Below are 24976 nucleotides of genomic sequence, written 5' to 3' on the forward strand. Positions count from 1 at the left end.
ATCTTTTACACTTTTTCCCCGTGTGTCCAAATTTTAACTTTTTAAGCCATGCTTTAAAATTTTACCATGAAGGATATTGTAAAAAGTTCCTTTCTTTTGAGCTTGAAAATTTTCGGTGTTGCCCTTTTCATCGGAATTGTTATTCTGGCTATATTCTGGAAATTTACCCCTTCACCTTATGTAATTGAAAAATACGAGCCGAGTCTCTCTACAGAGGTCTACGATAGAAAGGGTAGATTTGTTCATGCCTTTTACCTTCAAAAACGTGAGGCAGTCAAACTCTCAAAGGTGCCCCGTAATCTAATTAACGCTTTTATTGCTATCGAGGACAAAAGGTTTTTTCAGCACAACGGAATTGATATCGTGAGACTTTTTAAATCGGCCATTGTGGACATTATTTCCTTACGGCCCGTGCAAGGTGCTTCAACAATAACACAACAACTGGCAAGAAATATGTTTCTGACTCCTCAAAAGGCAATAGTAAGGAAAATTAAGGAAATACTCCTTGCTATCAAAATTGAAAGGACCTTCTCCAAGCAGGAAATCCTTGAGAAATACTTGAACGTTATTTACTTTGGAAACGGCCTTTACGGTGTGCAAACTGCAAGCAAGTATTTCTTCGGAAAACCTGTTGATAGTTTGAATCTTGCAGAATGTGCCCTTCTTGCTGCAATTCCGAAATCACCAAAACTCTTTTCACCCATTTCCAACTATCAAAGGGCAATTAAAAGGCAGAGACTAATCTTAAAACAAATGAAAGAAGAAGGTTTTATCACCGAAGAAGAATACCAAGAAGCACTGAAAACAGAAATCAAAATAAACCCTGCATCCGCAACGTCTACAGGGGTTGTAGGGCCATACTTTATGGATATGGTTAGAAATTATGTAATATCAAGATATGGCGAGGACTTTCTTTACAAGGGTGGCGGAAAAATCTACACGACGATGGATTTAGACTATCAGAGGGTTGCAGACTCAATTTTACCCGCAATGTTAGACTACTTTGAAACCGCATACAAACTAAAACCAGCAAAAAAAGACTTCAAAAAAATTGAACCAACTGACCAAACGCCATACCTCCAGGGGGCTTTGATAACCATCGATCAAAACACAGGGGAAATTCTTGCCCTTGTTGGAGGTAGAGACAGAAGCGAGAGTGAATTTAATAGGGCCACTCAGGCCTTGAGGCAACCGGGTTCTGCCATCAAGCCCTTTGTCTATCTCACTGCAATAGACAACGGTTATTACGGTTCTGACAAGGTAAACGACGCTCCCATAGTGCTCTACGAGGGAAAGGAGTACGAGTGGAGACCCAAGAATTTTGACAACACCTATCTCGGTGAGATTACTATTAGGAAGGCTCTCGCCCTTTCGAGAAATCTCGCCACGGTGGACTTAATACTTCAGGTGGGCCCTGAAGCCGTTGCTTCCTATGCAAGAAGATGTGGTTTTAAGACAACAATACCACCGTATCCTTCCATCGCCCTTGGTGGCATCTCGGTTTCTCCTATGGAGTTAACAACGGCTTACTGCACAATTGCAAATTACGGAAAAAGAGTAAAGCCCTATTTTATAAGGAAAATAGTTAACAAAGCAGGTGTAGTTCTTGAAGAAAATAAGCCACAGGCAACTCAAGTCTTTGACTCAACCACAGTTTATATTTTAATCAATCTAATGAAGTCAGTTTTCACAGAGGGTACAGCCCTTCCGGCTATCACTGCCTACGGCTGGTCGAGGCCTGCCGCCGGCAAAACAGGAACCACTGACGATTTCAGAGATACCTGGTTCATTGGATTTACACCGGACATCCTTACCACCGTTTGGGTAGGTTATGACTCGGTTAGAACAATTTTTAAAAATGCTACGGGTGCTGCCCTTGCTCTGCCCATATGGACTTTATATATGAAAGAAATACTCAAAGATACACTAACAAGGGATTTCCCTGTACCACCTGGGATTGTTTTCGCCGAAACCTGTGATGAATCAGGGCTCCTTGCCACTCAATATTGTCCTAAGACCCATATCGAACCTTTCAGAAGTGGAGATGAACCTCACGAGTTTTGCAAAATCCACGCACCTTCACCCACGAGAGAAAAGATCAAAAAACTAAGGGAAGAAGAATCTAAACACTGATAAATGTTCTTGTCAATCCTTGCCTTTATTTGTTATTTCAGCCTTTTCCCTGTCTCTTCTCAACTTTTTGCATCTAATCCTTCATCACTTCTGGACCATTCTTCCACAATATTCTTTAATCCTTCGCTTCTTGGAGAAAAAACAAAGTTAGAATTGTCTTTAGCCTCCTACACATTCTTAGAATCCTTCAAACTTTATAGCCTCTCTTTCTCCCATAAAAAAGTTGCCCTTGGAATGTGCTATGCAGGTACAAAAGAACTTAACGAAAAATTTTATGCCTTTGGTTTTTCAAGGAAACTAAAGGATGTTGATTTTGGCCTGTCCGTTTCCATAAATGAGAGGGTTTATGAAAATTTTGTTTCTCGCCAATTAAACGGTGCCTTAGCTTTTTCAAAGAGCTCAGAAGACCTAACTTTCGGGGCATCCTTCTTAAAGAACTTATCAGAGAGCACCTTAAACCTCTTTGCTGTGCTAAATGAATCCATTGGCCGAACTTTTATTGATTATATTTTTTACAGTAATGAAAGAACCCTCTCCCTGAGCCAGGAGTTTAAAATATTGCCGTTTTTAAGCCTTTCTCTTGGCTTTTCAAAGAATCCAGACCAGTATTTCGCTGGAATCTCTGCAAACAACTATATCAAACCAGCTCTTTCCATCAGGTATCTTCAAAACCTTGGTTATTTGGTCACATCAGGAATTGAATATACATTTTGAAGGACTTATAATTTGAAAGACTTCGAATCAAGGAGGAGTTTGTGAGAAGTATTTTATATAGAGGTTTGTTGGTATTGTTTGTCCTGGGGATAGCCCTGTGGACCCTTTGGCCTACCTTCCGCTATTACACGCTATCTCCTTCTGAAAGACAAAGCTTGTCAGCAGAATACATCTCTAAACTCAAAAAACAGGCTCTCAATCTGGGATTGGACCTTCAGGGTGGTATGTACATGGTTCTCGAAGTGGACAAATCGAAACTTACAGAAGAAGAGGCGAAGGGTGCAGAAGATAGAGCCCTTGAAATAATTCGAAATCGTATAGACCAGTGGGGGGTCGCGGAACCTGTAATTCAAAAGACAGAAGAAGGGAGAATAATCCTCCAACTTCCCGGTGTTCTCGAGAGAGAAAGGGCACAGGAACTCATTGGAAAAACGGCACTTCTTGAGTTTAAACTGGTTGCAGACCAAAAGGTTTTAGAACAAACAATAAAAAATATAGATGATGTTTTACAAAAAATCTGGAAGGGCGATACCACAAAAACCTATCTCACAGACATCATCGTTACCTACCAAGGTGGAGTTGCAGTAAGAGAAGTAGATGCCGCCAAATTTATAGAAATCATAAACCTTCCGGAGGTGCAGGCAGTTATTCCACCTGACTACCAATTTCTATTTGGAAGAACAACCGAAACTCAAGATGGAGAAAAGATAAGACCAATTTACCTCGTCAAGAAGGAACCGGAGTTAACTGGCGCGACTTTAAAAAGTGCAAGGCACACCATCTATCAGGGACAGGATCCCGCTTATGCCGGAAAACCCATTGTTGAAATCCATTTTGATAAAAAGGGCGCCACAAAATTTGCCTTTGTGACAGGGGCGAACATTGGAAAACAACTGGCAATAGTTCTCGACAGTGTAGTTCAGTCCGCACCTGTGATAGAGGAAAGAATCCCAACAGGTGATGCAATAATTAGAGGAAACTTTACCATAGACGAAGCAAAGGAACTGGCAATTATTCTGAGGGCCGGTGCACTACCAGCACCAATTAAAATTGTTGAAGAGCGCACCGTTGGAGCAACTCTTGGAAAAGATTCAATAGAAAAAGGATTAAAGGCTTTTCTCATAGGCTTCATAATAGTTGTGGTATTTATGTTAATTTATTATAAATTAGCCGGTCTAATTGCTGATCTTGCATTACTTCTCAACACCATTTTCATCTTGGCCGTTATGGTTGCCCTCAAGGCAACTTTAACCCTTCCTGGAATGGCCGGTCTTATCCTTACTGTGGGTATGGCGGTTGACGCAAATGTACTTATCTTCGAGAGAATTCGGGAGGAACTTCGTGCAGGTAAAAGTGTAAAGGCTGCAGTAGAAGCAGGGTTTGCCAAAGCAACGATCACCATTCTGGATGCAAACCTCACTACCCTAATTGCAGCCCTTGTGCTCTTGAGATTCGGCACGGGCCCTATCAAAGGTTTCGGAACCGTTTTGTCCATAGGTATCCTTTCCAACTTCTTTACCGCAATCTTTGCTTCAAAAATAGTCTTTGATTACCTTGTCAATGTTAAAAAGATAGAAAAACTAAGCATATAAAGGAGCTTGCAATGGAATTCTTTAGAAATCCTAAAATCAATTTTATAGGCAATAGGAAATACATGTACTTTCTATCAGGGGCCCTTGTCCTTCTGAGTATCATCGTACTTATCGTGAAGGGTGGCCCTAATTACGGTGTTGACTTCCGAGGAGGATTATTACTACAAGTAAAAACAGAGCCTGCCTTAAAGATCGAAGAGGTTAGGTCTACTCTTGCGTCTAAAGGATACAAGACTGAGGTTCAGACCTTCGGCGAACCCGGAATGTTTATCCTCAAATTCTCCAGCGAGCAAATTTCACCAGACGAAATAGTAAACACACTAAAATCCGCACATCCTAATACGACCATTTCCCTTTTAAGAACAGAAATGGTAGGGCCTTCCATAGGAAGGAAACTCACTATGCAGGCTATTACCCTGGTGCTTGTAGGGATGCTCTTAATGCTCATTTACATATGGTTCCGCTTCGATTTCAGATTTGGAGTTTCCTCAGTTTTAGCACTTTTCCATGACACTATAATCTCCCTTGGAATATTCACTCTTCTTGGCAGGGAATTCTCTGTTCCGATAGTGGCGGCCATTCTTACTCTTATTGGTTATTCTATCAACGACTCCATCGTGGTAGCCGATAGAATAAGGGAAAAATTAAGAGCCTTTGGCAAAGTAATTCCCAGAAATAAATTAGAAGAAATATTTAACTCTGGTATTAACGAAACCCTTTCCCGTACCATAATTACCTCCCTTACAACACTTTTCCCACTCTTTACCATTCTCATTTTTGCCCGCGGCACCACAATCTTTGATTTCGCCCTGATTCTTACAATTGGTATCATCGTTGGTACCTACTCCTCCATAGGAATTGTCGCATCCATTGTCACTGACTGGTACAAAGCCTCCCTGAAAAAGGAAAAGGCTTGATAGTAGGAGTCACTGGAAACCCTTACAAAACCGGCATTGACAAAGTTATAAGGTGTATTTTAAACCATTTTAACGTATCTGAAGTTGTAATCTGGGATGGTTTTAAAAGTCATCTACAGGAATTTGTGGACCTTACCTATGCTGACGAACTTACTATAAAAGAAAGGGCGGACATTGTCGTATCAATTGGAGGGGATGGTACCTTTCTCCGAACCGCAAGAGTTTTCATTGAAAAACCAATAATGGGCGTAAACGTTGGAACCTTTGGATTCCTCACTATATACGGTGAAGAGAATCTCCATACAGCCCTTGAAAATTTAAAAATAGGAAACTGGACCTCGGAAGAAAGGACGGTACTGCAGGCCAAATTGACCGATAAAACTTTGATCGCTTTAAACGATGTTACCTTTAACGTAACTGGATCCTCCAGGATGATGACCGTTGAGGTGCATGTTAATCACGAAAAACTCTACGACTTTAGAGGAGACGGCCTCATAGTGTCAACACCGACAGGTTCAACTGCCTACAACCTCTCTTCGGGCGGACCCATCCTTTATCCTACCATGGATGCCTTTGTGATTACACCTATATGCCCCCATAAGTTATCCCTAAGACCCGTCGTGGTACCAGCCGATAGCCTTATTGAAGTGAAAGTTTCTTCAAAAACTGAAGAGATGATAGTCTCTGCCGACGGACAGGAGACTATACCAATATCCAATGCAAAGGTAACCCTAACAAAAAATCCTGAAAAGGTTAAAATTGTTAAAACGCCTTGTACTCTAAGCTATTTTGAAGTACTCAAAAGAAAACTTTACTGGGGATAATGGCGCTCCAGAGGCTGTCTATTAAGAATTACCTTTTAGTGGAAAATCTTGAGGTGGAATTTCACCCAGGATTCAATGTGATCACAGGCGAAACCGGTGCGGGGAAATCCCTCATTATTGGTTCCCTCAATATTGCCCTTGGTGAAAAAATCGATTGGGACCTAATGGGCGAAAAAGAAGCTGAAATTACGGCTGTTTTTTCTCTTTCTGAAGAGGAAAAAAATATCTTGAAGGAGAACAACATTGAGGTAAACGATGAAATGATCGTTCGGAGAGTACTAAACCCACAGACGAAGAAATCAAAAATCTACATCAATATGACCCCTGTGACCCAGAGTTTCTTGAAAGAGATCACTGAACATTTGATTGACTTACACGGTCAGCACCAACACCAGAGCCTTTTAGACCCTCAAAAGCACATCGATTACTTAGATGGATTTGCTGGAATTCTTAAAGAACGGGAAAAGATGGAAGAACTTTACAATGCCCTTCTCGATGCGAAGGAAAGGCTTGAAAATCTGAGGAAAAGGCAAAGAGAGGCACAGGAGAAAGAAGAGTTTTACCGATTTAAGCTCGAAGAACTGGAAAAGGCAAATCTAAAGGAAGGCGAAGAAGAGGAATTAGAAGAGAGGCTAAGGATTCTTTCAAATATAGAAAAACTGCAATCCAACGTATCCGCATCGGCCTTCGAACTCTACGAAAGTGAAGACTCGGCCTATGAAAAGATCTTTAGGGCTATTAGAAACCTTCAAGAATTAACAGGTATAGATGCAAAGTTAATCGAAGGAGTTAACACACTCCATGACCTCACCGATAAACTCCAGGAGATTTGGCGTTTTTTGATGGAGTACAAAAATTCATTAGTCTTGAATCCCGAGGAACTGGAAGAGTTAAGGAGCAGGCTTACCTTTTTGAAAAATCTCAAACAAAAGTACAGGAAAACCATTGAAGAGCTCATAGAAGAGAAGGAATTTTTGAAAAAGGAACTGAGCCAGATTGAAAATTACGACAAAGAGATAGAAGCCTTGACAGGGGAAATTGCCAATCTGGAAAGAGAAGTGAAGAAGCAGGCAGAAATCCTTCACGAATCAAGAGTAAAAGCCGCACCAGAACTGGAAAGACTTATCGAAGAAGAACTGAAAGACCTTGCGATGGAAAGGGCAAAATTCAAAGTTAACATTTTGGAGAAAGAGATATCCCACCTTGGAAAAGACTCTGTTGAATTCTACATCTCCACAAACCCCGGTGAAGACCCAAAACCCCTATCCAAAATCGTTTCAGGGGGTGAGCTTTCCAGAATTATGCTTGCCATCAAAAGGGTCTTAGCAGACCTTGTAAACGTACCTACGATGGTCTTTGACGAGGCAGATACGGGCATTGGAGGCAAAGTTGCCGAAAAGGTGGGTAGAAAAATGAAAGAAATCAGCCAGAAGAGGCAAGTCATTGCGATAACCCATTTGCCACAAATTGCAGCCTTTGGAGAAAAACATTTTATCGTGGAAAAAACAGTGGAAGGGGATAAAACCCGTATCAAAATCAGAGAACTCAATGAGCAGGAAAGGGTCAGAGAAATTGCCAGGATGTTATCAGGCGAAAAAATTACAGAGGAATCTCTTCAGTACGCAGAAAAATTTTTAAAGAGCATCAGGGGGTAAGATGGCAAACCAGGAAAAAGAGTTTAGCCTTTTCATAAAACACGCCTGCAAAGTTTTATTTGACAAAAAGGCAGAGGAAATAAAGGTAATTGAAGTGGGTAAATTCCTTCCCCAGATAACAGATTACTTCATTATTGCCACTGCAAATTCTAAGGAGCATATGAACGCTTTAAGAAGACACTTAGAAGAGGAACTCGCTGCAATCGGTGCTCACCTTCACCATGCGGAAGGTTTCAGAAATGCCCGATGGGTGCTTCTCGACTATGAAGACTTTATAATTCACATCATGCTCCGGGAGGCAAGGGAGTTCTATAGACTTGAGGAACTCTGGAGTGATGCACCAAGGTGGACCTATGAAGAAACTTTTAAGAGAGAGGATTGAAGAAAAACTAAAGGAAATAATTGAGAGAAGTTTCGGTTTAAAAATCGATTTCTATTTGGAAGAATCGCCAGAAGAGGACTTCGGTGACTATTCCACAAACATTCTCTTCAGATTGGCAAAGGAACTAAAAAAGAATCCCGTTGAACTGGGGGAAAAGATTCTACGCGAATTGTCTGAATTCGAACTCCTTGAAAGGGCAGATATAGCAAAGGGTTTTTTAAACCTTAAGGTATCTCAAAAACACCTTGGAGAACTCTTAAACGACCTTTCTAAAGATCCCGAAAATTATGGGAGAAACAACCTTGGTAACCAAAGAAAAGTAAATCTTGAATTCGTTTCCGCAAATCCCACAGGGCCATTGGTGGTAGTTAACGCAAGGGCTGCCGCTGTGGGTGATTCACTAAGAAGGATAATGAGTACCTGTGGCTACCTTGTGGATTCAGAGTACTATGTCAACGATGCAGGTGGCCAGATAGAAAGGCTTAGAAAGTCCATAGAGGCCCGTGTTCGTGAGATTCAAGGGCTTCCCTTTGAATTCCCTGAAGATGGTTATCATGGTGAATACATCTACGATATCGCAAGGGCTATCCTGGAAACAAACTTTTCTGGTGATTACGGGAGATTTGCCGTCGAGTACATCCACAACTGGCAAAAAAGGACGCTGGAAAGGTACAGGGTTAAGTTTGATCGCTTTGTATTTGAGACGGAAATCAGGAATTCTGAATACCCTAAGAGAGTCATGAAGATCCTTGAAGATTCGGGACTAACTTACACTCAAGATGGCGCTACAATTTTCAAATCATCGGCCTTCGGTGACGATAAGGATAGGGTCCTTATAAGGAGTAACGGTGAACCTACCTATTTCTTCTTCGATCTTGCTTACCACCTTCATAAAATTGACAGAAACTACGACATCCTCATCGACATTTGGGGGCCCGATCATCATGGTTACATACCACGGATGCAGGCTGGACTAAAGGCACTGGGATTCAATGTGGAAAACTTTAAGGTACTTATTGCCCAGCAGGTAAATTTAGTGAGGGGACAGGAAAAGGTCAAAATGTCAAAGAGAAAAGGCGAAATTTACTCCATGGACGATCTCATTGACGAAGTTGGTGTAGATGCGGCAAGGTTTTTCTTCCTCACCAGAACGGTAAACGCCCATCTTGATTTTGATTTAGAACTGGCAAAATCCATCGGCGTCCAAAATCCGGTCTATTACGTCCAGTATAGCCATGCAAGGATCGAGAGTCTTCTGGATTTTGGTAAAGAGAAAGGGTTATCCTATGAAAAGGGCAATCCATCCCTCCTTACCGAAAAGGAAGAAAGAAGCCTCTTAAGGAAAATCATGTTCTACCCGGATGTTATCCAGAGCGCCTGCAGAAGTTTAGAGCCTCACCTTCTTGTAAGGTATCTCCTCGAACTTTCAGAACTATACCACAGTTATTACCAGAAGATAAGGATTGTAACTGAGGATTCAGAACTTAGTAATGCGAGACTTTTACTCTCTTTTGGAGTTAAAACTGTTGTGAAAAATGGCCTTGAACTTTTAGGTATAGAAGCACCGGAGAGGATGTAAAATGAAAGAACCCCTTGAATTAAGGCCCTTAAGTTTTACAAGAAATTATCTCAAAAACCCTGAAGGGTCCTGCCTTGTACAGATGGGGAACACGATGGTACTCTGCACCGCCTCGGTGCAAACCAAACTCCCCAACTGGCTACAGGGTGCGGAGCAGGGCTGGATTACCGCAGAGTATAGCATGCTGCCAAGATCGACCCAGGAAAGAAAACCGAGGGAATCCCGTACTGGAAAATTGGATTCCCGTTCTATCGAAATATCAAGGATAATCGGGAGGAGTCTGAGGGGAGCCGTGGATCTTTCAAAGATTCCAAACATCTCTATCATCATTGATGCCGATGTTTTACAGGCTGACGGAGGAACCAGAACCGCTGCAATAAACGGCGGCTTTGTCGCCTTATACGACGCTATAAGGTATCTAATGGAACAAAAGGTAATAAGTGAAAACCCCATTCTGGAGTTTATAGGCTCAGTTTCCGTGGGAATTGTGAACGGTGAGTTCCATTTAGACCTATCCTACGAGGAAGATTCCCAGGCAGAGGTTGATTTAAATGTCACAATGACGGAAAGCGGGAAAATTATAGATATACAGGGCACTGCTGAAAAGCGGCCTTTAACGCGGGAGGAATTGGAAAAACTCCTGGATATCGCCTTTGAGGGGATCAAAAAAATCATTGAGAAAGAAAAGGAAGTACTGGGAGTAAGGTAGGAGAAAAACATGAAGATTTCAGATTTTAGAAGTGATACAGTAACAAGGCCTACAAAGGAAATGTACGAGGCGATGATGAAGGCGCCCCTTGGGGACGACGTTCTCGGGGATGACCCTACCGTCAAAGAATTGGAAAGGCTGGCAGCGGAGAAAACGGGGTTCGAAGCCGCCCTCTTTGTTCCATCGGGTACCATGGGAAATGCCATAGCAGTAAGGGTGTGGGCAAGGGACGGTACGGAAGTGATTCTCGAAGAGATGTCCCATATCTATACCAGTGAAGTAGGGCACATCGCCTATATTTCGAGGGCAATTCCCCGGCCCCTGAAATCCAACAGGGGCATAATTGATCCCGAAGACATAAAAAGGGCAATAAGAAAGGAAGAACTGCACAGGGCGGGCACCTCTTTGGTTTGCCTTGAAAACACCCACAACTATTGGGGAGGAAAAGCACTTCCTCCTGATTATGTTGCAGAGGTTTCTGCAATTTGCAAGGAATACGGGCTGCCTTTGCATATGGATGGTGCGCGAATCTTTAACGCTTGCACTTTTCTTAAAGTAGATGTAAAGGAATACACCAAACACCTCGATTCTTTAATGTTTTGCCTTTCTAAAGGGCTGTCAGCACCCGTGGGCTCAATACTATGCGGTTCGAAAGAATTCATTGAGAAGGCAAGAAGGGTTAGAAAACTCCTCGGCGGGGGAATGAGGCAAGCGGGAATCCTTGCAGCCTGTGGAATTGTCGCTATAAATAAAATGATTGACAGGCTTGATGAAGATCACAAAAATGCGAAAAGGCTTGCCGAAGGCCTTTTAAAGTTCACCTTCTTGAAAATAAACCCCGAAGAAGTGGAAACAAACATTGTAATAGTTGAAACAAAACTGGATCCTCAGAAAATATTGAATTTTCTCGAATCACAAGGAATTTTAGCACTACAATTTGGGCCTGGTAGAATAAGGTTTGTAACTCACAAAGACGTAAACGAAGAAGACGTTGACAGACTTATAAAGGCCCTTGAGAATTTTAAAGCTTAGTTTAGTTAACGATGTCAAAACACATAGCCATCATTGAAGACCAGAAAGAAATAAGGGAACTGGTTGCTCACAACCTCGCCAAATTCAATTTTATAGTCCACAAGTTCTCCTTTGGATCGGAACTCTTGAGATACCTCGAACAGAAGAACTATCCCGATTTAATAATCCTCGATATAATGCTTCCCGACTGGGATGGTTTCGAACTGTTAAAATTTCTTAAAAGTGATGAAAGATACAAGGACATACCAGTCATCATGTTAACTGCAAGGGCTGAGGAAGCAGACAGGGTACTGGGATTAGAGATGGGGGCTGATGATTATGTAACAAAGCCCTTTTCTCCCAGGGAGCTGGTAGCAAGGGTAAAAAGTGTTTTAAGAAGATATGAAAAAACCCCTACTGAGGTAATAACTTATGGTGAGGACCTCATTATTTATTTAGATTCCAATCAAGTGTTTTTAAAAGGCAAAGAACTCAAGCTAACAGCAACGGAATTTAAAATTCTGAGCCTTCTTGCATCCCGCCCCGGTAAAATCTTCTCCAGGGAAGAAATCCTATCTCAACTTTGGGGGCTTGAAAAGGATACCCTTGAAAGAACCGTCGATGCCCATATTTCAAACTTGAGAAAGAAACTGGGGGAACTCGGTGCGTACATAAAAAACGTAAGGGGATTGGGATATAAGATAGAGGCAAAATAGCTTGTACAGAAAGCTATATCTCTACATTCTCTTACCCACTTTGCTAATTCTTTTTGGACTCCTTCTTTTCTCTCAAAACCTATTAGAAAAGGGGATAAAAACTTTACAACAGAAAAGCCTTCAGAATTTCGCCTTTTCAATCATTCAAAAAGAAGGTCAATACCTTTTTCCCAATGACAAAAATAAAGGGCTGTTCCAAAATCTAATTTATCTCGACTCTCTAACAGGAAATAGAATTACACTCATTGACACCAGTGGTGTTGTAATCTTCGATTCACGGGAAAACCCGGCACGTATGGATAATCACCGCTGGAGGCCCGAGGTGTCGGAGGCATTAAGGGGCAAAATCGGATTTTCTCAAAGGGAAAGTCAAACCCTAAAGAAAAGAATGCTATACTGCGCAGTTCCCGTAAGAAAAGGTGATACCATCATAGGTGTAGTAAGAGTGAGTGAGTATGAAAGTGGACTCGTAGATACCTACAAAAAACTGAAAACGACCTACATCCTCTTTATTTTCACCTTCACCATAATCGCATTTATCATCTTAACCGTCCTGGATTCAGCTTATCGAAAGGATATATCCTGTTTTCTGCAGGCCTTTAAAAAACTCTCAGAAAATGATTTCAGTGTAAGAATACTATGGAAAAGGGAGGGCCCACTCAAAGAGCTGGCTGAGCAGTTCAATGAAATGGTGAAAAAGCTTTCTCAAACACAAAAAGTCCTCGAAGATACTGAACAAAAATTAAAAACGATCCTTGAGACGATACCTTTTCCCGTGGGAATAATCGACAGTAAACTTAACATCCTATATTCCAACCTGCCCTTTAAAACACTTTTTGCAGATGAGAAAGAGAAAACAGACCTTTTATCCCTTGAAATTTTGAGGCAGGCAAGAAGAGTATTAAAAGAATCGGAGACCCAGGGGTTAAAATATGAGTCCCAATGGAAGGGTAAATACTACCAGGTTTACTTGAAAAGAGTGGGAAACCTTCCCCAAGTAATCTTAATCGCCATTGATGTTACGGATGCCTTTGAAAAAGAAAAGGTAAAGAAAGAGCTAATTTCCCACGTATCCCATGACCTCAAAACCCCCCTTACCATCATTAAAGGCTACGGAGAGACCATTCTCGAAGAGTGCAAGGATGAAAACATTAACTATTACACTGAAAACATTTTAAAGGCCGTTGATGAACTCTCACAACTGATAACAAAGCTTAACACCCTGTCAAAAGTGGAAAACCTTCCTGAGGTGGAAGTAAAAGAGTTAAAACTTAAGGAATTTGTAGAGAGCATAATAACACCTTTCAAGCATGTCGCTTCTAAAAAAGGTCTTGAATTCCATTATTCTATCAAAACGGACACTGAAACGGTAAAGACCGACCCGGAAAAACTCAAAATGATCATCGTAAATCTCCTTGACAACGCCGTGAAATTTACGGAAACAGGAGGGGTGGAACTTGAAGTGGTAAAGGAGGGAGATGAGCTCAAAATAACAGTTTCCGACACGGGACCAGGCGTCCCGGAGAACCTAATCCCGAGAATTTTTGAGAGGTTCTTTACCCTTGATAAGTCAAGGGGAGCAGGTTTTGGCCTGGGTCTTGCCATAGTGAAACATGCAGTCCAAGCACTAAAGGGAAGGATAGACGTAAGAAGTCAAGTGGGGCTTGGAACCACTTTCACAGTTACTATTCCTAAGGTTAATCCCCTTTAACCCAATCTTAACAATTCCTTAACACTCCCGTTCCATAATTTTAACGCTAACAAAAGGGGGCAAAATGCCAAACCTAAAAACAGTAAAACTGTGGGTAATAATGGCCCTGACAATACTTCTCGGGGCCCAAACTGCCAAAGCCCAGGACGCAGTAAAGGTCTCCGGAGTGATGTTTGGAGACATATACTACATCAACCAATCCAACATTGACACCTTAAAGGGAAAGTATGGGTTTCTTATAAGAAGAATCAATTTAACCTTCGACAAGAAGATCGAAGAGATAGCGGCTGTGAGAGTGAGGCTTGAAATGGAAAGTCCCAACGTTGATAAAACACCCGAAACAAAACTGGCTCCTTACCTCAAAGATGCATACTTATCTTATAAAATTGGAAATGTAAAGTTTGCTTTTGGTGTGCAACCTACCATTATCCTCGAAACTCCAGAGAAGATTTGGGGGTTAAGGCCGGTAGAAAAGACCCTTCTCGATTTCCAGAGGGTTGTTTCATCCAGAGACCTTGGAGTTTCAGCGAATTTCAAACAATCCATAGCAGAACTTAACCTGTTAGTCGCAAAAGGTGGCAAGAATAAATTAAATAACTATTTTGGTATCAAAATTCAACCCTTCGAAGGTCTAACCTTTGATCTTTCAGGACGCTATGAATTAATTGACGACTCAAACACTGGACTCCTCCTAAGACCCTTCATAGGCTACGAGATGCCCACCTTCAGAACAGGAATGGAGTTTGCATACTATAAGAAAGGTAATGATAAGCAGGGATTCGCATCAATCTTCGCTGTCAAAGAAATCACAAGAAGAATGGAGGTCTACTTAAGATACGATAGATTGATGCAGGCCAACCCAGAAGCCAATAAAATCGCCTACATGCCCCTTTCCAAGCTCTCAAAGGCTAACATACTGTACGCAGGCATCTCCTACAAAATCATCAAAAATGTCTCCATCGCCCCCAACATAGCTTATGCAATGTATGACAACAGAAACATCACAAATGACTTATATGCAAAACTCACTTTTAACGCCAGTTTTTAGGAGGTAAATAATGGTAAAGAAACTTCTTTTGGGCACCCTTCTTTTAGTTCTAACAGGCCTTGCAGGTGCACAGGGAGTAGAGCTCACCGGGGCAGGGGCAACGTTCCCCTACCCACTCTACTCCAAAATGTTTGATGTGTATTACCAAACCACGGGTGTGAAGGTCAACTACCAGGCTATCGGTTCCGGCGGTGGAATTCAGCAGCTGACAGCAAAGACTGTGGACTTTGCAGGATCCGATGCACCTATGACAGCTGAAGAGGAAAGTAAAGCCGGTTCAGAGGTTCTTCATATACCAACCTGCCTTGGCGCCGTGGTTATTACCTTCAACCTCAAGGGTATTAATGAACTAAAACTCACACCTGATATAATTGCGGACATGTACCTCGGCAACATCAAATACTGGAACGATCCAAGAATACAAAAAATTAATCCGGATATCAAACTGCCAAAGTTACCAGTAACACCTGTTTATAGGTCTGACGGAAGTGGAACTACCTTCGTTTTCTCAGACTATCTCACCAAAGCAGACATAAAGTGGGCAGAAAAAATGGGAAGGGGAAAAACTTTAAATTGGCCTAAAGGCGTAGGGGGTAAGGGCAACGCAGGCGTTGCTGCCCTCGTCAATCAAATCGAAGGAGCCATTGGCTACGTTGAATTAGCCTATGCAAAGCAGAATAATATGCCTGTGGCACTCATTAAAAATAAGAAGGGGAAATTTGTTAAGCCAGACATTGAATCCATATCAAAGGCAGCAGATGTAAAAATTCCTGAACACCTGAAGGTATCGATCACGGATACCGAGAATCCAGAAGGTTATCCGATTTCAAGTTTCACCTGGATCCTTGTATATAAAGACTTATCATACTTAAAAGACAAGAAAAAGGCCCAGGAGCTTCACAAACTACTCTACTGGATGACCCACGAAGGACAGCATTACACGAAGGAACTGGATTACGCGCCTCTCCCGCAATCCGTAGTAAAAATAATTGAGAAAAACCTTACAACCCTTACCTTCGAAGGTAAGAAGCTTCAATGATTAAAAGTTTCAAGGGAAAAACGGGCGAAGGGGGGATTCTACCCCCCTTCGCCTTTTTGAAGAGAAATAAATCAGAAGACTTTATTTTCATCCAAATTTTAAAGGCCTCAGCGCTTCTTGTATCCATTGTAATTTTCGCCTTTTTAGTTACCCTCTTCCTATCCAGCTGGCCTTTTGTTAAAACCTTCGGCCTAAGAGCTCTTGTCTCAAGAGTCTGGGACCCAATAAGTGAAAGCTACGGAGCCCTACCATTCATCGTAACTACGATCCTTGTCTCCATACTTGCCCTCCTTCTCTCAATTCCCTTTTCCCTCTCAGTTGCCTTCCTTACTAAAACAAGAAATTTATCTGAGCGCGTAAAAGACCTTCTAACCACTTCTCTTAACCTTATCGCCGCAATTCCTTCAGTAATTTACGGATTCTGGGGACTCTTCGCCTTAGCCCCCATCATGAGAATTCTTCAATTAAAATTAGGGTATCCACCTTATGGCGTAGGAATAATGACTGCCGTTCTCGTTCTAACAATAATGATAATACCTTTATCAGCCTCCATTGCATCGGAAGTCATGAAACTGGTTCCGGAGGAGCTGGAAGAGGCTTCCTACGCTTTAGGTGCAAACACCTATGAAACAAACCTGAAGGTAATACTTCCCGTTGCCAAATCAGGCATATTAGCAGGCTTTCTTCTTTCCTTAGGAAGGGCCTTAGGAGAAACTATGGCAGTGACAATGGTAATAGGAAACTTTAGTAACTTCCCTTCCAATCTTTTCGGACCTGGAAATACCATCGCCAGCCTTATAGCAAACCAATTCAACGAAGCTTCCGGGGTGCATCAAAGTGGCCTAATATTCCTTGGGCTTGTCCTATTCTTAATAACTTTAATCTTTAACTTCACCGGTAACCTTTTGATTTTGAGGAGAGTGCGGAAATGAAAACCAGAAAGTACATGGACAAAATCTTTAAAGCCGGAATTATAACCTTTTCGATTTTAACAATTGCCCCGCTTTTTATAATCCTCATCACCCTTTTGAAATGGGGAATAAATGCACTCAACCTTGACCTTATATCCAAGATACAAAGACCCGTGGGTGAAAGGGGAGGTGCATTAAACTCCATAGTCGGCACGCTAATCATAACAACTATTGCCACTATTATTGCCTCACCTATATCGATCCTTGCCGGTGTTTATGTTGCGGAATTTCCTGACAAATTGATAAGCAAAATCACCGCTGTAAGTTCCCGACTTATAGCTGGAATCCCTTCCATTGTAATTGGCATCGTTGTCTACCTGTGGTGTGTAAAACCTATGGGAGGATATTCTGCTCTGGCAGGAAGTATTGCCCTTGCCATTATGATGATTCCCAACATAGTTACAGCAACAGCAGAAAGTATTATGATGATACCAAAGGACTATAGAGAAGCAAGCAGGTCCTTAGGTGCGAATTTTACCAGGACAACCCTTAAAGTGATAATCCCCTTTGCGCTACCAGGTATATTAACCGGGCTCCTATCAAGCTTTTCGAGAATAGCGGGAGAGACTGCCCCCCTACTCTTTACCAGCTTTGGAAACCCATTCCTTAACCTTAATATTTTAAAGCCGATGAGCGCTTTGCCACTATTAATTTACAACTACGCTACCAGTCCTTACAGGGAATGGCACCAAATTGCCTGGGGGGCTTCCCTGATTTTAATTTTGATTGTTTTCCTTGTAAGTATAATTTCCCGCTTAGGAGTGAAAAAATGGAAAGCATAATTTTAACGGTTGAAAACCTGAATGTATTCTATGGTGAACATCAGGTACTCTTCAACATCAATTTAAAGGTCCATGAAAAAAAGATAACGGCCATTATGGGACCTTCAGGCTGTGGAAAATCAACACTTCTCAGGTCGATCAACCGAATGCACGAATTGTATAAAGATGTTAAAGTCGAAGGAAGAATATACCTAAAAAACGAAGACATCTTCCAAATGCCTCCCGAAGAAGTTCGCTCCAAAATTGGAATGGTTTTTCAAAAGCCGAATCCCTTCCCCCATATGAGCATCTATGATAACGTCATTGCTGGTTACATCCTTCGCGGAATAAAGTTGAAAAAAGAAGAAAGAGATGAGATTGTCGAAAAAAACTTGAGAAGCGTGGGACTCTGGGAAGAGGTTAAAGATAAACTCTTTAAAAAGGGAACTTTTCTTTCGGGAGGCCAGCAGCAAAGACTTTGCATCGCAAGGGCGTTGGCAATGAATCCCGACATCATACTACTCGACGAACCGACCTCCTCCCTCGATCCTCAAGCCACTGCAAAGATTGAAGAGCTCTTAGTCGATTTAAAAGAACGAGTCACCATCCTCATAGTTACCCACAACATTGGACAGGCCTCAAGGATTTCAGATTACGTCGCCTTTCTCTACAACGGGGTTTTGGTGGAGTTTGGCCCTTCTACTAAAATATTTACCACGCCAGAAAACAAGGTTACAGAAGAATTTCTATCAGGAAAATTTGGATGAGGAGGATAAGATGCTTGAAGAAAAGCTAAAGGAATTAAACACCGAAATTTTAGATTACCATACTCACGTGAGTAATATGTTCAAAAAAGCCATCGAAGGGCTTCTAACAAGAAATCAGGAATTACTCAAAAAAGTAATTGAGGAAGACGAAGTTTATGCCAACGAGAAAGAAAATTTAATTGATGAACTCTGCCTTGATTTCATTGCCCTTTACGCACCCAAGGCCAAGGTCTTAAGGACCGTAACTATGATTTTGAAAATGAACAACGACCTTGAAAGAGTTGGAGACCATGCTACCAATATAGCCCAGAGCTCGATGGTTTTGATTCAATATCCAGAAGTCAAAGAGCTCTACACTCTAATCTCAATTATGGCATCAAAAACCCTTGAAATGCTTAAAGAATCAATTGAAGCCTATATGAAGGAAGATGCAGCACTTGCGACTTCCGTTCTCACAAAGGATGATGAAATTGATAGATTGAATCAGGAAATTGTTAAAAAATCTACCTCTCTTTGTTCAACTCAGCTTATTACCCCAGAAATGCTGATAGAATTTACAGCAATTGCATCCAATATAGAGCGAGTTGCCGATCACGCCACCAACTTGTCGGAAGATGTAATATATGTGGTAACAGGCAAAACCTACAAGCACGGACACTATAAAGATTCCTGAAGTTCCTCCCTATTGACTCCTGTAAAAATATATTGTACTTGTTTCTGCGAAAGAGTTGTTATTACATTAAAAACTGTTGTTTAAGGGTCCACACTAATAACAACGAGTAGAAATAATCCCGGACAAAGCAAAAATTCGCCGTTTTTAATTAGAGGCCGATATCTTTCAAAAACTCAAAACAGCAAGGATTGTAGCACTGCAAACAACAACCTAAAAGCAAACCTCCTTTTGAAATTCTGTTATGCTGAATCTCTAAGGCTTTGAATACAACCCAAATTGGGGATTTGCAAATAGCACCAATACTCCCACCTAAATCCAACTGCTTAAAAAATTTTTTCTACTCCTATAGTCAACGCCAATTAATCTCGCAAAAAGAAGCCAGTCAACCCGTAGGGATCAAGGGTCCTCTTACCGCCTACGGTATATTCCAGTTTACTAGCACTTTCACTGCTCAAAAGCCAATTAGAAAAGCGCTTATTTCATTCAAAAGAGGGTGACACAAACTGGTTTGATTATAGCAAGCATCCTTCTTATAATAAAAAAGATGAATCTCGTAATTTCGATCCTGATAAGTTATCTTTATGGTTCCATTCCCATGGGGTACCTCCTCGGTAAAATGAAGGGAATCGATATAACTAAGCAAGGATTCAAAAAGATTGGCACATCCAATGTTTACAAAGTTCTTGGACTTCCCTATGCCATTCTAACTTTTGTTTTCGATTCAACAAAAGGCATTGTAGCAATATTAATCTCAAAACAGCTACTTTCCATTCCATTGGAACTGTCTTTTATCCCCGGAATTGCAGCAATCATTGGCCATAATTTCCCCCTTTGGCTAAAATTCAAAGGACACGGCAGGGGCGTTGCAACCTCTTTAGGTTTATCCTTTTATCTAATTCCTTCTATCACTATCAAAGTCTTCGTAATTTATGTTCTCATTACGCTGATCATTAAAAGTTCGGCACCAGCAACCCCCGTCTTCTTCACACTCTTAGTGATTGCTACGTGGCTAACAAAAAATCAAATCTGGGCTTTATATTTCACTCTAAGCCTATTCATTGTTTTCATCCTGACAAAGGTTGTAGTGGGATGGAGATATTTCTTGCAAAGTTCTGACAAATTTAAAGCCTTCTGGAATATCTTCGTGTGGGACAGAACAGAGTAAAATATCCGATTTAATTAAAAACCTTTCCAAGGAGAAGTTATTAATTAACCCAAATTTGTTATTCCCAGTCCAGTAATCTTTTCTCGCCCTCTAACTTCTTTATATCCGTAATATCCTGACTCACCTCTAATGTGCCAAGATACTCCCCCTTCTCGTCCCTCACCGCAAAATACCTTATGAAAATGTACCTATCCTTTACCCAGATCCAGAAATCTGCCACATCCCTTGTTCCTTTTTTAAATTCATCCAGAATTTTCTCAACCACGTGAAGACTTTTCTGAGGGTGGCAATTCTGAACCTTCCTACCTATAACTCCCCGGGTTCTAACAAAGATTCTGTCCTTAGTCTCGTTAAAAAACTTAACTTCGTCATTCTTGTCTACAAAGGTAATGTCAACGGGGAGGGTATTCAAAACTGCTATAAGCTCTTTTAGGGTGAAAGAACCACTGGGCAACTTAATAATCTCCTCCGTAACCCCCACCTCCTCACTCTTTTCCTTCAAAAGCTGAGGCTGTGGATAAAAGCAGCAATAACCTATCTCATCAAAGTCTCTTTTTACTTTCTGCCACTCTTCTTCCTTTGCCACTCTAAGTGCCGTTGGGAATAAAACGGAATTTTCCTTGAAAAAGTGGCTGTTAATAGTATTCAGCAATTTTTCAGCAAAATTTGCCATTGCGATGAAATCTTCAGAGTTCGGTGCCTTTTTGAATTTTTCATAATGGGCATAAAGATTTTTCTTAATTTCTCTTATCAAATCGTGTTCCATCCACATGATCTTGGGCGGCTCCGTAACTCCATATTTTTCAAGAAGGGGAAAAAGTGCATTCTCCTCTCTCAAATAGTGTTTTTCGGCCTCCTTAAAGTGATGAACCAAGTTTTCCAACGTTGAAAAGGCTTTTTCGTCCTGTAAGAAGGATTCGAGGGTGTGTTCTTTAAGCAAACCCACTAATCTTTTCGCGTTTTCCAGCATTATCTCATGCTCTTTCATTAAAATATTTACCGGATGGAAGGGAGAAGTCTTTCCTGCAGCAGTCTGCTCCCTTTGTACCGACTCTCTAAAAACTGCTAAATGGACCTCACATAATCGGATGATCTCATCCCGTGGAAAACCTTCCTTTATAAGGTCTTCCTCAACCCTCGCAATTTCCTCGCTGGTAACGTCACCGAAATTCTCTCTGAACCTCCTCTTCAATTCTTCAGGATTTTCACCTTCGTGTATTTTTCTTATAAGCTCTTTAAGAGCCTCTTTCTTTTTATCGAGTTCTTTCCCAAAGAGTTCACTCATGGCGCCTCCTTTTCCTACTAAATAGTAGGAATATGATAATGGGTAAAAGATGAAAATCAAACACCAAATTTGACTTTAATTCACAAATTCAGCCCAGCCCTTCTGTCTAAGCCATTGACAGTTCAAACTGAAAAGATTACATTTTTAAACACATATCAGGAGGGTTGTTATGAAAAAAGTTATGTTGATGTTGGGATGGGCTGGTTTACTCCTTGCCACCACCTACAACAATCCTGGTACAGGTAGCGTAACAGATGGTTACCTGAGGAAAAATGAAAGAGCTCTTTCAGGTTATCAATTTCTTGGTTACTCTACACAAAATGCCAACGCCGGCGCAAACCTCGATTCTCTCTTTGTAACCTGGGATAACATCAACCTTTACATCTTTCTCAAGACAAACAACACCGCGAGCTGGAATGTAGCCTATGGCTTTGCCATCGATGTCATTGGAGTCTCTGGATATACAGGTGGCCCAGATCCCAGCGATGCGTGGGGAAGAAAGATCGGCTTTGACAACGGAAGGGATGCCAATTACGAAATTTATTTCTGGTGGAATGGAGACACAGGCTCAGTAACCTCTTCAAATCTTTGCACCTACACAGGGAATGGTTGGAACTATACCACTCTTACGAGGGGTGAGAGGTATGAATTTACCGGCGATGCTTCGACGGGTCTTCAAACCCTCGAGATAGTGATCCCTTTAAGCAGCCTTGGAAATCCGACTTCCATAGCAATCTCTGCCTTTGTAGCAGGTGGTGATGGGTCCTCAGCCGTTGATGCCATCCCCTGCGAAGATGATGTTGCCGATAATAACTGGACCGATTCGGACTTTATATCCGAGATGTACGAACTGAATCTTTCCACCGCAAGAACTCCGAACTACTTTGTGATTCTGGACGGAATCTTATCCCAGGAAGGCTATATGACCGATGAGCAATTCTATACCACGGGCTGGTGGAACGCTTATGTGACCTGGGATGCTGAAAGTATTTACATCGGGTATATCTTCCAATCCTTAGAAGGAACGCCTAACTACGACCTTCACATCTACTTTGACACTGATCCACAGAAACATAAAAACTTCGGAAAGGGTTCTTCTATTTCCGCCACAGGTATCAACTTACCCTTTAAAGCGGACTATGGCTTTCACATCTATGGTCCATTTAATGCACAAAGGTTGGTATATTCCTCTGGTAGCTGGAGTGTAACAACCTTCAATGGTCAATTCTTTGCGGGGAGCGAAACCAATGGCACCAACGAAATCTCCATTCCCTGGAGCGATATAGGAAACCCCGATTCCTTTTATATGGTGATTTATTTATACAATAATGCAGACAATCTTGCCTACGGCATAGTGCCAAATTCTTCGAACACAAACGGAACAAGCACAATTAATACTTACCTTGGATTTTATAGAAGCAAAAACAACATCTCGCCAAACAACATTATCAACCAGTCTAACAAACTGCTTGAAGTTTATTCTGCAGATGCCAGTGGATCAGGTACTTTAGCCGACGCAATTAATGTAGCAAACAGCGACTTAGACCAAGATACGATTTTAATGAGGGTTCCAGCAGACATAAATCTAACTCAACCCCTTTTCCTTTTAAGACCCACCGTTCTCATGGGTCTTAACCAGCTAAGCCTTACCGGCGATACCACAATAAACGGCATAGTCATTAGAACAGATTCCTTGTGGGAAAACATAAATAATATTGAAATTTCAGGCCTAACCCTCAAAAAATTCCGAACCGCCATAAATCTCAAAGTTGGTAGCGAAACCTCAGTAAACAACCTCATAATAAAAGGAGTCACGGTAGATTCCACTCTTTGTGGATTTTACACGGGTGACTTTTCCGGTACCTCTTTGGACTATGGAACTATATATGGTCCCGCAAAGGTTACAATTTCTGGTTCTAATTTTAAGAACGCACTCTATCACGGAATCTATGGCCGCAGTGCCTCATCAAGCTACGGTGCCCTTGAGATCAACATAGATAGTACCAACGTCGAGAATTGTGGCAAAATTAACGCTGATTACTACGGTAAAGGTGGAATCACGGTAATCGACAACGTAAACTTCAAAGTTTCAAACTCCAACATTGCTAACAATTTCTGGGGAATTTTGGCATGGAATTCAACCTATGGTACAAATCCGGTTCAAAACGATACCATTTTAAATACAAAAGTAGCAAACTCTGACTCCATCGGCATTTACATAAGGTGCGATCAGGGGACCACAATCCAATCCGCCTACCTTCAAGGCGATTCCATCTTAAACAACGGTTGGATAGGTTTCCTTGTGACGGGATACCGTGGTGAAACAAACGGCCTCAGGGATCTAAAAATTTACAAAAACTTCATAGGCGATACTCGGGACACAAGGGACCAGGACGTAGGCTTAGCCCTGTACGATTGGAATTTGCCCGAGGGAAACAATGCCTTCGGATTTATCATTGGCGATGAAAACCTGGGGAATGTTTTTTACAGGAACATCACGGGCCTTCAAATCTTTACATCGAAGGCAAAGGGCCTTTCCATTAAATACAACCGATTTGAAAACAATACCTCAGGTATCGAGAACTCCAAGGCTGATTCCATTCTCATTCTCGCAGACACCTTCAAAACCAATACCTACGGAGTTTACCTTTATGGAACCAGCGAGGATTCGGCAAATTACAACACCATTTCCCGCTCCTCCTTTGAAGGTAATACAGGAAAAGGCATTTACATTGGTGATTACGCCAACGAAGGAATTCCACGCCTGGTGATCTTAAGGACCAGCTACATCCAATCCACCCAGACCCTCACCGTCGAAGGGACAAACACGCTTCCCTACTCAAAGGTTGAGGTATATGAAGGAGATGATGGTTCTAACTCTTATAATGGAAAAGTTTACCTTGGAGAAACCACATCTGACGGAGAGGGCAATTGGACCTTTACCACAACCTACTCAAATCCTGACTTTTCAAGTGTTTACATTACTGCTCTTGCTACAAGTCCGAAGGGAAGTTCTTCGGAATTCGCCGATCCATCGATTATATTGCCTATAAGCGAAAATCTAACTCGCAAATTTGATCTTAAGATCGCAGGAGGAAAAACCATTACTCTGACTTTCGAAAATGCCTTAGAGAACACCGTAAAAATCCAAGTTGCCGACGTTTCTGGAAGAATTGTAAAAAGCGATACCTATAACCTAAAGGGTAATGGCAAAATTGACCTTGGGACCTTCCCTAACGGAATCTATTTCGTGAATGCTGAATTTGGAAATAATAAGAAGATCTACAAGGTGGTATTAGTCAAATAAATTTAGCACTTTAGAGA

The 24976-nt window shown here is 41.5% G+C and carries 21 protein-coding genes; 20 read left to right on the forward strand and 1 reads right to left on the reverse strand.

Annotated features, from left to right (window positions below; translation table 11 throughout):
* Nucleotides 1–66: 66 nt before the first annotated feature.
* From ABIM45_06305 to ABIM45_06395, 19 genes are all read left to right on the forward strand, one after another.
* Nucleotides 67–2133 (forward strand): PBP1A family penicillin-binding protein, encoded by a 2067-nt coding sequence (locus ABIM45_06305; GenBank protein MEO0239515.1) that lies wholly within the window; start codon nucleotides 67–69, stop codon nucleotides 2131–2133.
* Nucleotides 2134–2136: 3 nt separating this feature from the next.
* On the forward strand, nucleotides 2137–2847 hold the full coding sequence (locus ABIM45_06310) for a hypothetical protein (GenBank protein MEO0239516.1): 711 nt from the start codon (nucleotides 2137–2139) through the stop codon (nucleotides 2845–2847).
* Between the two features lie 41 nt (nucleotides 2848–2888).
* A complete protein-coding gene (gene secD / locus ABIM45_06315; GenBank protein ID MEO0239517.1) occupies nucleotides 2889–4439 on the forward strand; it encodes a protein translocase subunit SecD in 1551 nt (516 codons plus the stop codon).
* An 11-nt stretch (nucleotides 4440–4450) separates the two neighbouring features.
* On the forward strand, nucleotides 4451–5356 hold the full coding sequence (secF, locus tag ABIM45_06320) for a protein translocase subunit SecF (GenBank protein MEO0239518.1): 906 nt from the start codon (nucleotides 4451–4453) through the stop codon (nucleotides 5354–5356).
* The gene (locus ABIM45_06325) at nucleotides 5353–6180 is read left to right on the forward strand and encodes an NAD(+)/NADH kinase (GenBank protein ID MEO0239519.1); all 828 of its coding nucleotides are present in this window, start codon (nucleotides 5353–5355) and stop codon (nucleotides 6178–6180) included. The genes secF and ABIM45_06325 overlap by 4 nt, the downstream gene beginning before the upstream one ends.
* Nucleotides 6180–7835, forward strand: a complete 1656-nt coding sequence (recN, locus tag ABIM45_06330; protein MEO0239520.1) for a DNA repair protein RecN — start codon at nucleotides 6180–6182, stop codon at nucleotides 7833–7835. Before ABIM45_06325 ends, recN begins: the two co-directional genes overlap by 1 nt.
* A gap of 1 nt (nucleotide 7836) precedes the next feature.
* Nucleotides 7837–8217, forward strand: a complete 381-nt coding sequence (gene rsfS, locus ABIM45_06335; protein MEO0239521.1) for a ribosome silencing factor — start codon at nucleotides 7837–7839, stop codon at nucleotides 8215–8217.
* Nucleotides 8189–9796 (forward strand): arginine--tRNA ligase, encoded by a 1608-nt coding sequence (gene argS, locus ABIM45_06340; protein MEO0239522.1) that lies wholly within the window; start codon nucleotides 8189–8191, stop codon nucleotides 9794–9796. The genes rsfS and argS overlap by 29 nt, the downstream gene beginning before the upstream one ends.
* A 1-nt stretch (nucleotide 9797) precedes the next feature.
* Nucleotides 9798–10505 (forward strand): ribonuclease PH, encoded by a 708-nt coding sequence (gene rph, locus ABIM45_06345; GenBank protein ID MEO0239523.1) that lies wholly within the window; start codon nucleotides 9798–9800, stop codon nucleotides 10503–10505.
* 9 nt (nucleotides 10506–10514) lie between these two features.
* Nucleotides 10515–11537, forward strand: a complete 1023-nt coding sequence (locus ABIM45_06350; protein MEO0239524.1) for a GntG family PLP-dependent aldolase — start codon at nucleotides 10515–10517, stop codon at nucleotides 11535–11537.
* 11 nt (nucleotides 11538–11548) lie between these two features.
* Nucleotides 11549–12232: a response regulator transcription factor gene (locus ABIM45_06355; GenBank protein ID MEO0239525.1), complete on the forward strand. Its 684-nt coding sequence runs from the start codon at nucleotides 11549–11551 to the stop codon at nucleotides 12230–12232.
* Nucleotide 12233: 1 nt separating this feature from the next.
* A complete protein-coding gene (locus ABIM45_06360; protein ID MEO0239526.1) occupies nucleotides 12234–13943 on the forward strand; it encodes an ATP-binding protein in 1710 nt (569 codons plus the stop codon).
* A 64-nt stretch (nucleotides 13944–14007) separates the two neighbouring features.
* Nucleotides 14008–14991, forward strand: coding sequence for a hypothetical protein (locus tag ABIM45_06365; protein ID MEO0239527.1), 984 nt, complete (start codon nucleotides 14008–14010; stop codon nucleotides 14989–14991).
* A gap of 10 nt (nucleotides 14992–15001) precedes the next feature.
* A complete protein-coding gene (gene pstS, locus ABIM45_06370) occupies nucleotides 15002–16030 on the forward strand; it encodes a phosphate ABC transporter substrate-binding protein PstS (protein MEO0239528.1) in 1029 nt (342 codons plus the stop codon).
* Nucleotides 16027–16962 carry a phosphate ABC transporter permease subunit PstC gene (gene pstC, locus ABIM45_06375; GenBank protein MEO0239529.1) on the forward strand — a complete coding sequence of 312 codons (936 nt, stop codon included), beginning with the start codon at nucleotides 16027–16029 and terminating at the stop codon, nucleotides 16960–16962. The genes pstS and pstC overlap by 4 nt, the downstream gene beginning before the upstream one ends.
* Entirely contained in the window at nucleotides 16959–17783 is an 825-nt protein-coding gene (gene pstA, locus ABIM45_06380; protein ID MEO0239530.1) for a phosphate ABC transporter permease PstA, read from the forward strand. Before pstC ends, pstA begins: the two co-directional genes overlap by 4 nt.
* Nucleotides 17771–18529, forward strand: coding sequence for a phosphate ABC transporter ATP-binding protein PstB (gene pstB, locus ABIM45_06385; protein MEO0239531.1), 759 nt, complete (start codon nucleotides 17771–17773; stop codon nucleotides 18527–18529). The genes pstA and pstB overlap by 13 nt, the downstream gene beginning before the upstream one ends.
* Nucleotides 18530–18539: 10 nt before the next feature.
* On the forward strand, nucleotides 18540–19202 hold the full coding sequence (gene phoU, locus ABIM45_06390; protein ID MEO0239532.1) for a phosphate signaling complex protein PhoU: 663 nt from the start codon (nucleotides 18540–18542) through the stop codon (nucleotides 19200–19202).
* Nucleotides 19203–19746: 544 nt separating this feature from the next.
* Entirely contained in the window at nucleotides 19747–20367 is a 621-nt protein-coding gene (locus tag ABIM45_06395; protein ID MEO0239533.1) for a glycerol-3-phosphate acyltransferase, read from the forward strand.
* A 58-nt stretch (nucleotides 20368–20425) separates the two neighbouring features.
* Here the strand turns inward: ABIM45_06395 and ABIM45_06400 are convergent, their stop codons facing one another.
* Nucleotides 20426–21652 carry a DUF438 domain-containing protein gene (locus ABIM45_06400; GenBank protein ID MEO0239534.1) on the reverse strand — a complete coding sequence of 409 codons (1227 nt, stop codon included), beginning with the start codon at nucleotides 21650–21652 and terminating at the stop codon, nucleotides 20426–20428.
* 169 nt (nucleotides 21653–21821) lie between these two features.
* Here ABIM45_06400 and ABIM45_06405 point away from each other — a divergent pair, with 169 nt between their 5' ends.
* Entirely contained in the window at nucleotides 21822–24959 is a 3138-nt protein-coding gene (locus ABIM45_06405; GenBank protein MEO0239535.1) for a T9SS type A sorting domain-containing protein, read from the forward strand.
* Nucleotides 24960–24976 lie beyond the last annotated feature (17 nt).

The organism is candidate division WOR-3 bacterium, assembly GCA_039803545.1.
Taxonomy (GTDB): Bacteria; Hydrothermota; Hydrothermia; order UBA1063; family UBA1063; genus UBA1063.

Bases quoted from the DNA above. Each gene is read 5' to 3' on its own strand.
- ABIM45_06305 (MEO0239515.1), top strand. From the start codon at position 67: ATGAAGGATATTGTAAAAAGTTCCTTTCTTTTGAGCTTGAAAATTTTC.
- ABIM45_06310 (MEO0239516.1), top strand. From the start codon at position 2,137: ATGTTCTTGTCAATCCTTGCCTTTATTTGTTATTTCAGCCTTTTCCCT.
- secF (MEO0239518.1), top strand. From the start codon at position 4,451: ATGGAATTCTTTAGAAATCCTAAAATCAATTTTATAGGCAATAGGAAA.
- recN (MEO0239520.1), top strand. From the start codon at position 6,180: ATGGCGCTCCAGAGGCTGTCTATTAAGAATTACCTTTTAGTGGAAAAT.
- rsfS (MEO0239521.1), top strand. From the start codon at position 7,837: ATGGCAAACCAGGAAAAAGAGTTTAGCCTTTTCATAAAACACGCCTGC.
- argS (MEO0239522.1), top strand. From the start codon at position 8,189: ATGAAGAAACTTTTAAGAGAGAGGATTGAAGAAAAACTAAAGGAAATA.
- rph (MEO0239523.1), top strand. From the start codon at position 9,798: ATGAAAGAACCCCTTGAATTAAGGCCCTTAAGTTTTACAAGAAATTAT.
- ABIM45_06350 (MEO0239524.1), top strand. From the start codon at position 10,515: ATGAAGATTTCAGATTTTAGAAGTGATACAGTAACAAGGCCTACAAAG.
- ABIM45_06355 (MEO0239525.1), top strand. From the start codon at position 11,549: ATGTCAAAACACATAGCCATCATTGAAGACCAGAAAGAAATAAGGGAA.
- ABIM45_06365 (MEO0239527.1), top strand. From the start codon at position 14,008: ATGCCAAACCTAAAAACAGTAAAACTGTGGGTAATAATGGCCCTGACA.
- pstS (MEO0239528.1), top strand. From the start codon at position 15,002: ATGGTAAAGAAACTTCTTTTGGGCACCCTTCTTTTAGTTCTAACAGGC.
- pstC (MEO0239529.1), top strand. From the start codon at position 16,027: ATGATTAAAAGTTTCAAGGGAAAAACGGGCGAAGGGGGGATTCTACCC.
- pstA (MEO0239530.1), top strand. From the start codon at position 16,959: ATGAAAACCAGAAAGTACATGGACAAAATCTTTAAAGCCGGAATTATA.
- pstB (MEO0239531.1), top strand. From the start codon at position 17,771: ATGGAAAGCATAATTTTAACGGTTGAAAACCTGAATGTATTCTATGGT.
- phoU (MEO0239532.1), top strand. From the start codon at position 18,540: ATGCTTGAAGAAAAGCTAAAGGAATTAAACACCGAAATTTTAGATTAC.
- ABIM45_06395 (MEO0239533.1), top strand. From the start codon at position 19,747: ATGAATCTCGTAATTTCGATCCTGATAAGTTATCTTTATGGTTCCATT.
- ABIM45_06400 (MEO0239534.1), bottom strand. From the start codon at position 21,652: ATGAGTGAACTCTTTGGGAAAGAACTCGATAAAAAGAAAGAGGCTCTT.
- ABIM45_06405 (MEO0239535.1), top strand. From the start codon at position 21,822: ATGAAAAAAGTTATGTTGATGTTGGGATGGGCTGGTTTACTCCTTGCC.